Annotated in this window: 10 protein-coding genes; 6 read left to right on the forward strand and 4 right to left on the reverse strand. The window is 74.0% G+C overall.

The window, feature by feature from the left end; all coding sequences use genetic code 11:
* Positions 1-91: 91 nt before the first annotated feature.
* From pyk to FZ988_RS12895, 3 genes are all read left to right on the forward strand, one after another.
* On the forward strand, positions 92-1,516 hold the full coding sequence (gene pyk / locus FZ988_RS12885; RefSeq protein ID WP_149204433.1) for a pyruvate kinase: 1,425 nt from the start codon (positions 92-94) through the stop codon (positions 1,514-1,516).
* Positions 1,517-1,748: 232 nt separating this feature from the next.
* Entirely contained in the window at positions 1,749-2,513 is a 765-nt protein-coding gene (locus FZ988_RS12890; protein ID WP_149204434.1) for a LamB/YcsF family protein, read from the forward strand.
* Entirely contained in the window at positions 2,504-4,138 is a 1,635-nt protein-coding gene (locus FZ988_RS12895) for a 5-oxoprolinase subunit B/C family protein (RefSeq protein ID WP_149204435.1), read from the forward strand. Before FZ988_RS12890 ends, FZ988_RS12895 begins: the two co-directional genes overlap by 10 nt.
* 75 nt (positions 4,139-4,213) lie before the next feature.
* On the opposite strand, the gene FZ988_RS12900 is transcribed toward FZ988_RS12895, so the two are convergent.
* A complete protein-coding gene (locus FZ988_RS12900) occupies positions 4,214-5,410 on the reverse strand; it encodes a TerC family protein (RefSeq protein ID WP_149204436.1) in 1,197 nt (398 codons plus the stop codon).
* Between the two features lie 209 nt (positions 5,411-5,619).
* On the opposite strand from FZ988_RS12900, the gene FZ988_RS12905 reads away from it, so the two are divergent.
* The 3 genes from FZ988_RS12905 to FZ988_RS12915 are packed head-to-tail and all read left to right on the forward strand — an operon-like array spanning position 5,620 to position 8,446.
* Complete coding sequence (locus tag FZ988_RS12905; protein ID WP_246169483.1) at positions 5,620-6,642, forward strand: zinc-dependent alcohol dehydrogenase; 1,023 nt, start codon at positions 5,620-5,622, stop codon at positions 6,640-6,642.
* Complete coding sequence (locus tag FZ988_RS12910) at positions 6,639-8,147, forward strand: xylulokinase (RefSeq protein WP_149204437.1); 1,509 nt, start codon at positions 6,639-6,641, stop codon at positions 8,145-8,147. The genes FZ988_RS12905 and FZ988_RS12910 overlap by 4 nt, the downstream gene beginning before the upstream one ends.
* 2 nt (positions 8,148-8,149) lie before the next feature.
* Positions 8,150-8,446 (forward strand): hypothetical protein, encoded by a 297-nt coding sequence (locus FZ988_RS12915; protein ID WP_149204438.1) that lies wholly within the window; start codon positions 8,150-8,152, stop codon positions 8,444-8,446.
* Between the two features lie 7 nt (positions 8,447-8,453).
* Here FZ988_RS12915 and FZ988_RS12920 read toward each other — a convergent pair whose 3' ends face one another.
* The 3 genes from FZ988_RS12920 to FZ988_RS18565 all read right to left on the reverse strand — a co-directional run bounded on the left by FZ988_RS12920 (position 8,454) and on the right by FZ988_RS18565 (position 13,590).
* Complete coding sequence (locus FZ988_RS12920; protein WP_149204439.1) at positions 8,454-10,742, reverse strand: LLM class flavin-dependent oxidoreductase; 2,289 nt, start codon at positions 10,740-10,742, stop codon at positions 8,454-8,456.
* 63 nt (positions 10,743-10,805) lie between these two features.
* On the reverse strand, positions 10,806-11,417 hold the full coding sequence (locus tag FZ988_RS12925; RefSeq protein ID WP_149204440.1) for a DUF5317 family protein: 612 nt from the start codon (positions 11,415-11,417) through the stop codon (positions 10,806-10,808).
* 1 nt (position 11,418) lies between these two features.
* Positions 11,419-13,590, reverse strand: coding sequence for a putative bifunctional diguanylate cyclase/phosphodiesterase (locus FZ988_RS18565; RefSeq protein ID WP_188079095.1), 2,172 nt, complete (start codon positions 13,588-13,590; stop codon positions 11,419-11,421).
* Positions 13,591-13,825 lie beyond the last annotated feature (235 nt).

The raw sequence follows: 13,825 nt of genomic DNA on the forward strand, positions 1-13,825 counted from the left end.
CCCACGAGGGGTGAAAACCGCCGTGCCCTACCGGGGCGTGGCGGGTGGGAGGGACCGAAAGGTCCCAGGACCGAGGACTTAGGCTGGAGACATGCGTAGAGCCAAGATTGTGTGCACCATCGGACCCGCGACCGAGTCGCCCGAGCAGATCCAGGCGCTCGTCGACGCCGGCATGGACGTCGCGCGGATCAACCGCAGCCACGGTGAGGCGTCCGAGCACGCCGCCGTGATCAAGCGCGTGCGCGACGCCGCGAAGGCCTCCGGCCGCGCCGTCGCCGTGCTGGTCGACCTCCAGGGCCCGAAGATCCGCCTGGGCCGGTTCGTCGAGGGCAAGCACGAGCTCGCCGACGGCGACGTCTTCACCATCACGACCGAGGACGTCCCCGGCACCAAGGAGCTCGTCTCCACCACGTACAAGGGCCTGCCGGGCGACGCCAAGGTCGGCGACCGCATCCTCATCGACGACGGTCGTGTCGCCGTGCGGATCACCGCAGTCGAGGGCCCGCGCGTCATCACGCGCGTCGAGGTCGGCGGTCCGGTGTCCAACAACAAGGGCCTCAACCTCCCGGGCGTCGCTGTCAACGTCCCGGCCATGTCCGACAAGGACGAGCAGGACCTGCGGTGGGGCCTCGCCCAGGGCTGCGACCTCATCGCCCTGTCGTTCGTGCGCAGCGCGGCCGACTACGACGACGTCGCGCGGATCATGGCGGAGGAGGGCCGCACGGTCCCCGTCATCGCCAAGGTCGAGAAGCCGCAGGCGGTCGAGAACCTCGTCGAGATCGTCGACGCGTTCGACGGCATCATGGTCGCCCGCGGCGACCTCGGCGTCGAGCTGCCGCTCGAGCAGGTCCCGATCGTCCAGAAGCGTGCGATCGAGCTGGCGCGTCGCTCGGCGAAGCCGGTGATCGTCGCCACCCAGGTGCTCGAGTCGATGATCTCCGCGCCGCGGCCGACGCGCGCCGAGGCCTCCGACTGCGCCAACGCGGTGCTCGACGGCGCCGACGCGGTCATGCTCTCGGGCGAGACCAGCGTGGGTGAGTACCCGATCGAGGCCGTGCGCACCATGGCGCGGATCATCGAGAACACCGAGGAGCACGGTCGGGAGCGCATGGCGCCCCTCGGCTGGAGCCCGCAGACGCGCGGTGGCTCGATCACCCGCGCCGCGGCAGAGGTCGGCGAGACGCTCGGCGTCAAGTACCTCGTGACCTTCACGCAGAGCGGTGACTCGGCCCGGCGCGTCTCGCGTCTGCGCTCGTCGATCCCGATGCTGGCGTTCACGCCCGACGCGCACGTGCGCAACACGCTCGCCCTGACGTGGGGCGTGCAGACGTACGAGGTCCCGACCGTGGCGCACTCCGACGCGATGGTCATGCAGGTGGACCAGACGCTGCGGGCCAACGGCCTCGCGGAGGACGGCGACCTCGTGGTCATCGTCTACGGCGCGCCCGTGGGCGTCCCCGGCACGACGAACTCGCTGCTGGTCCACAAGATCGGCACCGAGGTCGACATCCACTGACGTACCGCGCCCCCGAGGGCGCGGCAGACGGCACGCATCGGCGGGGCCCCGGGATCGTCCGGGGCCCCGCTTGCCACGTCCGGCCCCTACCGTGCGGCAAGCGGTCGGCACCGGGCCCGCGCAGGGCGCCTCGGTCGCAGGTGGCGCCGCGGGCCCGCCGCCTGGCACGGTGTGCTGAGCACGGTGCCGGGCGCCGTGCTCGGCGCGTGCCGAGCGGGCGGAGGGACCACGGGTGGCAACGATCGACCTGAACAGCGACGTGGGGGAGTCGTTCGGCTCCTGGACGATGGCCGACGACCCCGCGATCATGGCGGTCGTCTCGAGCGCCAACGTCGCGTGCGGTTTCCACGCCGGGGACCCGGTCACGGCTCGCCGGACCTGCACCGACGCCGCGAGGCTCGGGGTCGCCGTCGGGGCGCACGTGGGCTACCGCGACCTGGCGGGGTTCGGTCGGCGGTTCATGGACCTCTCCGCGGCCGAGCTGGTCGACGACGTCGTCTACCAGATCGGTGCGCTCCAGGCGATGGCCGCCGTGTCGGGGACGGCCGTGCGGTACGTCAAGCCGCACGGTGCGCTGTACAACGCGATCGTGCACCACGAGGTCCAGGCCGGCGCCGTCGTCGAGGCGGTCGCGTCCGTCGATCCGGGGCTGCCGTTGCTCGTCCTGCCAGGCAGCGTGGTGGAGCGGCTCGCCCAGCGGGCCGGCCTGCGCACCGTCGTCGAGGCGTTCGTCGACCGCGCGTACACGCCCGAGGGCACCCTCGTGCCGAGGACCGTGACGGGGGCGGTCCTCACGGACCCGCTGCGGGTCGCCGAACGCGCGGTGCGGCTCGCCGTCGAAGGCGCGGTCGACGCGCTCGACGGCAGCGACGTGAGACTCGTGCCCCAGACGCTGTGCGTGCACGGCGACACCCCCGGCGCCGTCGGGATCGCCCGGGCGGTCCGCGCCGCGCTCGACGAGGCGGGCGTGGGCGTGACGAGCTTCGTATGGGCCTGATCGGCCCGACACCCCCGAGCGGCTCGAGCGGCCCGGCCGGCTCGAGCGGCTCACGCAGAGTGCTGCCGCTCGGGGCCCGCGCCCTCCTCGTCGAGTGCGGCGGCGTCGCCGAGGTCGTCGGTCTCCACGCGGCCCTCGAGGTCGATCCCCTGCCCGGGCAGAGCGAGGTCCTTGCGGCGGCCTCGACGGTGCTCGTCGTGCTCGAGCACCCGCGCTACCGTGCGGGCGCCGCGCTGGATCTCGCCGCGCGCCCGGTCGTGGCCCGGGCGACGGCTCGGGGCACGACCGTCGTGCTGGACACGGTCTACGACGGCGAGGACCTGACCGTCGTCGCCGAGCTGACGGGGATGAGTCCTGACGCGCTCGTCGCGCGGCACGCCGGGCAGCAGTGGACGGCCGCGTTCATCGGCTTCGCGCCGGGTTTCGCGTACCTCGTGGGTGAGGACCCGCCGTTCGACGTGCCCAGGCGCGCGACGCCGCGGGCCGTGGTGCCCGCCGGTGCCGTGGGCCTCGCGGGCGCCTTCTCCGCCGTCTACCCCCGCGCGACGCCGGGGGGCTGGCAGCTCATCGGGCGGACCGACGCCCCGATGTGGGACGTCGCACGGCAGCCACCCGCTCTGCTCCGGCCGGGGGACGCGGTGCGCTTCCGCCCGGTGCGCGCCCGTTCCGCGGGCGCGTCCAGGACTCCTGCGGCGCACGTGCCGAGGGCTGACGCCCAGCCGTCCGGACCGCCGCCGGGGCGCGCCCTGGTCGTCGAGGCGACGGGCGCACTCAGCGTCGTCACGGACCTCGGGCGGCCGGGCATGCTGGACCTCGGCGTGTCGCCGTCCGGCGCCGTCGACCGTGGGGCGTGCGTCCGCGCGAACCGGCTCGTGGGCAACCCTCGCGGCGCCGCGGTCGTCGAGACGGCCCTGGGTGGCCTGGTCGTCGTCGCGCGCGGGGACCAGGTCCTCGCGGTGACGGGCGCCCCCGTGGGGCTCGTGGTGCGGTCGGGCGCCGGCGAGCGGCGGCAGCCGGGCGGTGAGCCGTTCCGGCTGCGCGACGGCGAGCGGCTGACCCTCGAGGAGCCCGTCACCGGGCTGCGGTCCTACGTCGCGGTGCGCGGCGGGCTCGATGTCCCGCTCGTGCTCGGGAGCCGGTCGACCGACGTGCTGTCCGGGCTCGGTCCCGCGCCGCTGCGTCCGGGCGACGAGCTGCCCGTGCTGCCGGCCGGTGGGGAGGCCGTCGAGGTGCCCGTCCCCGCCGCGCAGCCGGCACGGGACGACCAGGCCGGACCGGTGGTCGTCGACGTGGACCCCGGGCCGCGGCAGGACTGGTTCCGGCCGGGCACGTTCGAGGTGCTCTGCAGCCAGGAGTGGCGCGTCGGGCACAGCTCGAACCGCGTGGGGCTGCGGCTCGAGGGCCGCCCGCTCGTGCGGGCCCGCGACGGGGAGCTGCCCAGCGAGGGCATGGTGGCCGGGGCCGTCCAGGTGCCACCCTCCGGGGAGCCCCTGGTGTTCCTCGCCGACCACCCCGTGACCGGGGGCTACCCCGTCCTGGCGGTGGTCCGCGAGGCGCACCTCGACCGGCTGGCACAGGTGCGCCCCGGCCAGACCGTGCGGTTCCGCGGCGGTGGACCCGGGTGACGCGGGCGCCCGGGCGGGGCGTCGGCGCCGTGGCGCACCGGCCCCCGTCGGACGGGGGCCGGTGCACCTCCGGGCCTACGGGGTGACGGTGTCCGGGTGGGCCCGGTGCGCTTCCTTGGCGCGGTGGATGAGCTCCGCGAGCTCGTCCTGGTCGGCCACGGCCTTGGGGTGGCGGTCGCGCAGCGCGAGGAGGGTGCGCTCCTCGTCGAGCAGCTCGGCATAGATGCGCTCGCGCTCGGCGAGATCGGCCGTGTACTCGAGGTCGAGGTACTCGGTCGCGTGGCGCCGAGCGCTCGAGAGCGCGTTCTGCGCCTTTCCGGCGGGGCTGAGCAGGGACGCGAGGACCGTCACGACGAGGACGCCGATGATCACGCTGAGCGACAGCGCCGTGCTGACCTCGACGACCGGGACGGCCTCGCCGCCGTTGACGAACGGCAGGTTGTTCTCATGCAGCGCGTGGAGGATGAGCTTGACGCCGATGAAGCCGAGGATCGCCGCGAGCCCGTACGACAGGTAGATGAGCCGGTCCAGGAGGCCGTCGATGAGGAAGTACAGCTGTCGCAGGCCGAGGAGCGAGAACGCGGTCGCGGTGAAGACGATGTACACGTTCTGCGTGAGGCCGAAGATCGCCGGGATCGAGTCGAGCGCGAAGAGGATGTCCGTGCCGCCGATGGCGACCATGACCAGGAGCATCGGCGTGAGGGCGCGTCGCCCCTGGTGCATCGTGAAGAGCTTGTCGCCGTCGTAGTGCTCGGTCGTGTGGAACACGCGTCGCGCGAACCGGATGAACAGGTTGTCCGCCGCGTGCGAGTCCTCACTCTCGGGCTTGAGCAGGTTGCCTGCCGTGACGAGGAGGATCAGGCCGAACGCGTAGAACACCCACGCGAACGAGTTGATCAGCGCCGCCCCGAGGAGGATGAACCCTGTGCGTGCGATGAGTGAGAACGTGATGCCGAAGAGCAGGACCTTCTGCTGGTCCTCGCGGGGCACCCGGAAGCTCGACATGATGATGAGGAAGACGAAGAGGTTGTCGACCGACAACGCCTTCTCGGTGATGTAGCCGGCGAAGTACTCCGAGCCCATCTGCCCGCCGCCCCACACGAGCACACCGAGCCCGAAGGCGACGGCGATGCCGATGTAGAGGGCCGACCACGTGGCCGCCTCCCGCAGCGTCGGCGTGTGGGCCTTGCGGACGTGGAACACGTAGTCGAACGCGAGCAGGGCAAGGATGCCCAGGATCGTCACGCCCCAGACAAGCGGGGTCACCTGCATCGTGGTGCTTCCTCCAGGTTCGGTGCCGCGCGCGGGCGGCGGTCGACGGACGGGGCCGTCGCGGGTGCCCGTCCTACGTCAGTCTCGCGTGTGCGGCTGCGTAGGGCGAACGAGCGTGGTGCGCGCGAGGTTCCCGGGCGGTCCCGTGCTCCTCGTCGCCGCGCCCTAGGATCGAATGGATACGACCGGCGACGCGGATGGACTGGCTCATGGCGATGATGACGGCGGCACGTCTGCACGGGGCCGGTGACGTGCGGCTCGGGACCGAGGAGGCGCCGGTCGCCGGACCGGGCGAAGAGCTCGTCCGTGTGACGGCTGTCGGTCTGTGCGGCTCGGACCTGCACTGGTTCGGGCAGGGAGGTATCGGCGACGCCCAGCTGGACCGTCCGCTCGTGCTCGGTCACGAGTTCGCGGGTGTGATCGCCGAGGGGCCGCGTGCGGGGACGCCCGTCGCGGTCGACCCCGCCCGTCCCTGCGGCTCGTGCGAGGACTGCCTCGATGGCAACCGCAACCTGTGCCCGCAGGTCGTCTTCGCCGGTCACGGGACCAACGACGGCGGGCTGCGCGAGCTCGTCGCGTGGCGCAGCGACGCGCTCCACCCGGTGCCGGAGTCCTTCAGCGCGGCGGACACCGCGATGCTCGAGCCGCTCGGCGTCGCCCTGCACGCGCTCGACCTGGGGCACCCGCGCCTCGGCGGGACCGTGGCCGTCGTCGGGGCGGGCCCGATCGGCCTGTGCGCCGTCCAGCTGGCCCGACGCGCGGGCGCGGTCCGTGTCGTGGCGGTCGAGCCGCTCGCGCACCGTCGGGAGGCCGCCGCACGCCTGGGGGCGGACCTCGTGCTCGACCCGGGGGCGGGCGACGTCGGTGCGCAGGTCCGCGAGGCGACCGAGGGGCGCGGCGTCGACGTCGCGTTCGAGGTCGCCGGCAACGACTCGGCCGTCGCCATCGCGGTCCAGAGCGCCCGGCCCGGTGGGCGCGTGGTCCTCGCGGGCATCCCGGACGAGGACACGACGGAGTTCCCCGCGTCGGTCGCGCGTCGCAAGGGGCTGACGATCAAGCTGTCGCGGCGCATGAAGGAGGTCTACCCGCGTGCGACGCGGCTCGTGGCCGCCGGGATGGTCGACGTGACCTCCCTCGTCACGCACCGCTTCCCGCTCGCGCAGGCGGGGGCCGCCTTCGAGGTCGCGCAACGGCGAGACGGCCTCAAGGTCGTCGTCCACCCCGGCGCATGACCGCGCGCCGCAGGCTCGTCCTCGCCGTGGACGTGTCCACGACCGCCGCCAAGGCGGTCGTGGAGGACGAGGCGGGTCGTGTCGTCGCAGCTGCGTCGCGGCCGCTCGCGACGAGCAGTCCACGCGCGGCCTGGCACGAGCAGGACCCCTCGGACTGGTGGACGGCGACCCGTGGGGCGGTGGCCGAGGCGGTGGGGAGCCTGCCGCACCCGGCTGACGTCGCCGCGATGTGCGTGACGCACCAGCGTGAGACGTTCGCGTGCCTCGACGGTGCCGGCCACGCGCTGCGGCCCGCCGTGCTGTGGGTCGACGGCCGTGCGCACGAGGAGATCCGCGAGCTGGGCTCGGCGCGCGTGCACGAGCTCTCGGGCAAGCCTGCGGACACGACCCCGGCGCTCTACAAGCTCGCGTGGCTCGCGGAGCACGAGCCCGAGGTGCTCGACTCGGCCGAGCGCGTCGGCGACGTGCAGGCCTACCTCGCGCTCCGGCTCACCGGACGCTGGGCGACGGGGACCGGATCCGCGGACTCGCTCGGGCTCATGGACCTGCGTTCGGGGACCTGGGCCCCCGAGCTGCTCGGCGTGGCGCACGTGCGCCCGGACCAGCTCCCACAGCTGGTCCCCACCGGTGAGCTGATCGGTGAGCTCCTGCCGGAGGTCGCCCGCGACCTCGGCCTCGCGCCCGGGCTCCCGCTCGTCGCGGGCATCGGGGACGGTCAGGCCGCCGGCGTCGCCCTCGGCACGGCCACGCCGGGCGTCGCGTACCTCAACCTGGGGACGTCGATGGTCCTGGGCATCGAGGTGCCCCAGTACGTCTGGGACCCGGCGTTCCGCACGCTCGCCGGGCCGCGTCCCGGGACGTTCACCCTGGAGACGGTCCTCAACGCGGCCGCGTACGTCGCCGCATGGTGCCGCCGGGAGCTCGGGGACGTCGGGCCGGGAGGCGAGCGCGGCGTCGAGCTCGAGGCGGCGGCCGCCGCCGTGCCGCCCGGCGCCGAGGGCCTGCTCACCGTCCCGTACTGGAACGCGGCGCAGACTCCCTACTGGGACCCGACGGCACGTGGTGCGACCGTGGGCTGGCACGGCCGCCACACGCGCGCGCACCTGTACAGGTCGATCCTGGAGGGTGTCGGCTACGAGCTGCGCCTGCACCTCGAGCGCCTCGAGGCTGCGACGGGGCGTCCGGTGCTGGAGATCCGCGCCGCCGGTGGTGGCGCGCGCAGCGGCCTGTGGGTGCAGATCCTCAGCGACATCACCCAGCGACCCGTGCGGGTGTGCGCCGACGGCGAGATGAGCGCGGCGGGCGCCGCCGTGCTCGCACGTGCGTACCTCGCCCGCACCGATGACGTCTTCGCATCGCCGCCTGTGCGCGCACCCGAGGGGCACGAGGTCACGCCGGACCCGGCGCTCGCCGAGCGGTACTCGGCCCTGTTCGGCGTGCAGCGACGCATCTACCCGCAGCTGCGCGACGTCTTCGCGGAACTCGTCGAGGCGCTCGGGGAGTAGCCGTGCCGTCCTACCGCCTCGTCCTGGCCGTCGGCACGCTCGGCCCCGGCGTCGATCCCGCGACCGTGCTGCCCACCACCGCTGCCGCCGCACGCGAGCGCGTGACGGTCGAGGCCTTCGACGTCGAGGTGGTCCGCGGGCAGGCCCGGGTCGTGGTCCGGTACAGCGCCGACGACGACGCGCAGGCCCTCGCGGCCGGCCGCGGGGTGCGCGCCGTCGTCTCCGGGATGGCTCACGTGACGGACAGCGCCATCACGCGTCGCTACGGGGCCCGCTGGTACGCGTGCCGGGACAGCTGACCCGCCCTCAGCCTCCGGTCGCCGGCTCCACGGGAACGTTGTGACGGAAGACGTTCGTGGGGTCGTAGGCAGCCTTCGCACGGCGCAGCCGGTCGAGGGTCGCGCCGGGGAACACCCACGGCAGCACACGCGCCTGGTCGTGGGACTCGAAGCTCAGGTACACGCCGTTCCGGGCCAGGGTGTCCCACTGCGCGTCGACGTCGGCCCCGCCCGTCGTGCGTCCGCCCGAGGCCGGCAGCCCCGTGGTGGCGAGCAGCGAGAAGGACTGCGTCCGGTGCGCGTACGCGGTCGCGTCCGGGGCGACGTCGTTGACCGCGCCGCCTACGGACCGCACCTGGACGGTGCCGACCGCTCCGGCGTCGAGGAGGCCCGCGAGGCGGTCGGCGGTCTCGGCGTCGAGGTGGTCGACGAGGGCCGAGCGCGAGCGCAGGTGCGCCTGCCCGGTGTGGCGGTTGTGGTGCGGCGGGACGACGGCCGAGTACGGGACGAGCTGGGCCTGCTGCTGCACCACGGGCGCGATGTCGAGGAACGGCTGGATGGCCTCGACCGCCTCGTCGGTGTCGTCAGCGCCGGCCCAGACGAGCAGGGTCTGCGCGACCGCGGGCTCGGCCGCCCCGCTCCGGTAGAGGGTCAGGAAGGGCGTGAGGCGCCGGGGTGACGCCTCGACGAGGGCGCCCCAGCGGGTCAGGAGGTCGGCGGTGCGCGTGGCGTCCTGGACGACGACCGCGAAGACGACGTCGGTGACCTCGGCGGCCTCGATGTCGAACGACGTGACGACACCCATGTTCCCGCCTGCGCCGCGCAGGGCCCAGAACAGCTCGGGCTCGTGCTGCGCGTCGGCACGGACGGTGCGACCGTCGGCGAGCACGACGTCGGCGCCGACCACGTGGTCGATCGTCAGCCCGTAGGAGCGTGCGAGGAAGCCCTGGCCGCCGGCTGTGGCGAGGCCGCCGACACCCACGTCCCCGTAGTCGCCCGAGCTGATCGCGAGCCCGTGGGGGCGCAGCGTCGCCGCGACGTCACCCCAGCGGGCGCCGGCACCTACCCGGACGAGACGCCGTTCGCGGTCGAGCACCTCGACGCGGTCGAGGCCGCCCACGTCGATCAGGACCCCGCCCTCGTTGGTCGAGCGACCGCTGATGCCGTGGCCACCGCTGCGGACCGCGAGGGGCACGTCCTGCGCCGTGGCGAACCGCACGGCGTCGGCGACCTCGGCTGCGGTCGCGCACCGTAGGACGAGTCCCGGGGAGCCGGGCCAGACGTACGACGAGCGGACTGCGGCATACTCCCGGTCGCCGGGCTCGACGGCACGGGCTGTCAGCGCCGGCGGGATCGCGTCGTAGTCGATGCCGGCGACGCGCAGCCCGAGAGCCCGGTTCGACCGGGTGCCCGCTGCCGGCGTCCCGGCCGCGGAGCGTTCGGCTGCGACGGCGTCGCGCAGCGCGGGTGCGACCTCAGCGGCGAAGGTCTCGAGGGTTCGGGGGTCGTCCGAGCCGAGGATGAAGGTGCTCACGCCGTCGTCGAGCGCGTAGGGGAGCAGCTCCTCGACCCACTCGCGAGGTCCGCCCTGGAGGCCGGGGCCCGAGCCGCGCAGGTCGCCGCTGATGTTGAGGAGCCGACGGACCTCCTGGGGGTCGCGCCCCGCAGCAGCGGCGGCCTCGTCGATGACCTCGTTCCCGCGTGCGAGGTCTCCGGGCTGGAGGTACCCGAGGCTGGGCAGCCACCCGTCGGCCTTGGCCCCGACGAGGCGGAGCATGCGCGGCTTGTAGGCGCCGAGCCAGAGGGGCACGTCATGGGCGGGGGCCGGGCCCCGCTTGGCGCCGACGACACGGTGGTGCTCCCCGTCGACCCTGAGCGGTGTGCGTGCGTCGGCGTCCCAGATGCCTCGGATCACGTCGATGGCCTCGCTCAGCGCCGTGACGCCCTGTCCGGGGGTGAGCCGGTGGCCGCCCATCGCCTCGATCGCCTCCCAGAACGCCCCGGCGCCGAGCCCGAGCTCGATGCGACCTCCGGCGAGCAGGTCGAGGCTCGCGACCGACCGTGCGAGCACGGCCGGTGGGCGCAGCGGGAGGTTGAGGACGTTCCCTGCGAGGTGCACACGCTCGGTCCGGGCCGCGACCCAGCTCAGGAGCGTCCACGTGTCGAGGAAGCCGGGCTGGTAGGGGTGGTCCTGGAAGGTCACGAGGTCGAGGCCGATGCGCTCGCTGAGCTGGGCGAGCGCGACGACGGCGTCGGGGTCCCGGTTCTGGGGCGTGAGGAACGAGCCGAAGCGCAGGTCGTGGCCGTAGTCGGGCAAGGGGCCGCCTTCCAGGGGTGGTTGACGTGTCAACCATACGCTTGTCCAGGGGCGGGTCGGACGTCAGGCCGTCGCGGTCGGGGCCCCAGGCGTGGCGCTTCCGGACGTGTCCGCGTCACCAGTGGCGCGCGCCGCCTGCTCCGCCGGCGGCGGAGGTCCCTCACCGAGTCGACGGGTGCCGGTCCAGGCCGCGACCACGACCCCGAGGGCGATGAGGACGTCGCCGACGCTGAACGTGTTGGCGAGGGGCAGCGGGGCCGGCCACGCGAACACGTCCCCGAGCCACGGCAGCAGCGGGTCCGCGACGACGGCCGAGTTCGCGAAGCCGTCGCCGTGGTCGAGCCCGGCAGCCGCCACCGCGCCGGGGGCTGCCGGCAGCACGCCCCCGTTGAGCGCGATCGTGATGCCGTTCGACGCGGCGCCCGCGGCCACGACGAGAGCCCCGGCGACGTGCCGGTTGAACCACAGGAACGCGAGGGCGACGACGTACGTCCCGACGTGCAGGACGGGCGCGAGAGCCCCGGGCAGCGGAACCTCGGTCGCGACGACCTGCAGCGCCAGGGTCGCCCAGATGAGACCCGCGTGACGCCACCGGTTCACGAGCAGGGCGGCGGACCACCTGCCCGCGACGAGCGGGGACAGGACCGCGAGCGCGCACACGGCGACGAGGAGCACCTCAGAGCACAGCCCGGTCGTCCGCGCCCGTGCCCGCGGCGAGCGCCTGGGGCGTGTGGGGCGTCGGGGTCGTGCTGAGCCCGGCGACGGACCGGGACCCGGTCGCGGCCCGCCGGGCCACGGCCTCGGGCGACAGGACCTCGCGCGCGACCTCGTCGACGCGCCGTTCCGCGTCGAGGCGCTCGAGCACCCGGTCCGGCGTGGTCGGACGACCCAGGTGGAACCCCTGGCCGATGTCGCAGCCGAGGTCTCGCAGCGCGACGGCGGTCTCCTCGTCCTGGATGCCCTCCGCGATGACGCGCAGGCCCAGGTCTCGGGCCAGTGCGATCGTCGACCGGACGATGATGAAGTCGTGGTGGTCGCGGCCCATGTCGCTCACGAACGAGCGGTCGACCTTGAGCTCGTCGACCTCGAGGCGCTTGAGGTAGCTGAGCGAGGCGTGGCCGGTTCCGTAGTCGTCGACGGCGATGGCGACGCCGAGGTCACGCAGCGCGCCGATGACGACGTCGACGCGGGCCGGGTCGGCGAGGATGCCCGTCTCCGTGACCTCGAGCACGAGTGCCGCGGGCGGCACGCCGTGGGCGTCGAGCGCCTCGGTCACGCGACGGGGGAGCGCGAGGTCGGACAGGTGTCGCGCGGAGAGGTTGACCGCCATCCGCACGTCGTGGCCCGCCGAGCGCCACTGGGCGAGGACCCCGAGCGCCGAGTCGAGCACGTACGTGGTCACGGCCGCGATGAGGCCCGAGTTCTCCGCGAGCGGGATGAAGTCGTCCGGAGGGACGTCGCCGCGCGTCGGGTGCTCCCAGCGGATCAGCGCCTCGACGCCGACGACGCGCCCGTCGGCGAGGTCCACCTGCGGCTGGTAGGCGACACCGAGCTGGCCGGTGTCGAGCGCCGTGCGCAGGTCCGCGAGGAGGCGCAGGCGCTCGACGGTGTTGACGTCGAACTCCGCCGAGTACGTCGCCGTCCGGTCCCGCTCGAGCTTGGCCTGGTAGAGCGCGATGTCCGCGTTCTTCATGAGCGTCTCGGCGTCGTCGCCGTGCTGCGGTGCGACAGCGACGCCCGCGCTCGCCCGGACGAGGAGCTCGACCTCACCGACGCGCATGGGTGCCTCGAGCGCCGCGAGCAGCGTCTGCGCCGCCGCGTGGGTCTCGGTCGTGTCGCCGCTGACGACGACGGCGAACTCGTCGCCGCCGAGCCGCGCGGCGCTCGCGGTCTCGCCGAGGGCGTCGACGAGGCGGTCGGCCACCTGGCGGAGCAGCCGGTCGCCCACGGGGTGCCCGAGCGTGTCGTTGATGTCCTTGAAGTGGTCGAGGTCGAGCAGGACGAGGCCCGGGCCGTCCTCGGGGGAGCGGGCGCCGGCGAACGCCTGGGCGAGGTCCTTGTGCAGGCGGTCGCGGTTGACGAGCCCCGTGAGCGAGTCGTGCGAGGCCTGGTGCGCGTGCCGGATCGCGGCCGCCGCGGTCAGGTACACCGCCACCACCGGCGGGCCGAGCAGCGCGAGGATCGCGATGCCCTCCTCGGCGACGACGGCGGCGACCGCGCCGATGCAGAGCAGGACGACGTGCGTGGCGAGGATGAACCGACCGTCCTCGCGCAGGATGGTGCCGACGCGCTGGCGGCTCGCGAGCGCGACGACCACGGCGACGAGGAGGCGGTTGACCGCGACCATGACGATCCCGGCCGCGATGAGGGGTCCGAGCTGGGCTGAGCCGATGGCCGTGTGGCTGCCGAAGAAAGGCACTCCGGCGAGGGCGCTGAAGACGGCGCGGGCCGCGACGACGCTGAGCGTGTACTGGGCGGTGTTGAAGGCCGACTTCTTCGCCGGCCTGCGGTTCACGAGGTCGTCCGAGAGGCTCGCGACGGCCTGTGCGATGACCGCGACGCCCACGCCGCCGATCGCGAGCAGGGCGAGGATGAACGGCGCCGAGGTGGAGATGGTCTCGGAGGTGACCTCGCCGCGTGAGATCGGCAGGGGCCGGGCCTCGCCGAGCACGGCTGCGACCGCGAGGAACCCGATGGGCAGGAGGGCCGGTGTGGTCGCGACGGGCCAGGATGCCCCGGCCAGGACGAGGGCCAGGGCACCGAGGCCCAGGCAGCAGATGACTGCCACGTACGGGGTGAGCAGCGAGGGCGGAGCCAGGGTTCGTCCCCCGGCTCCGCCCTCGCTCATGTCTGTGCTCAGAACCACTTATGCCCGGCGCCGACCAGCGCAGCCACGGCAACCAGCGTGCCGGCGCTGGCCGTGATGCGGACGATCGTGCTGTTCTTCGCGATGCGCCACTTGTCCATGGTCGATCTCCTTATCAAGGGGGTCCGCGCGGCCGGAGCCGCCCCTGCCACGTCCGCTGGTGCAGCCGGTCGTGCGCATGACCTCTGGTTCTAGTGTCGGCCGACAGGGGCGCGGC

The organism is Actinotalea subterranea (genome assembly GCF_008364845.1).
Taxonomy (GTDB): domain Bacteria; phylum Actinomycetota; class Actinomycetes; order Actinomycetales; family Cellulomonadaceae; genus Actinotalea; species Actinotalea subterranea.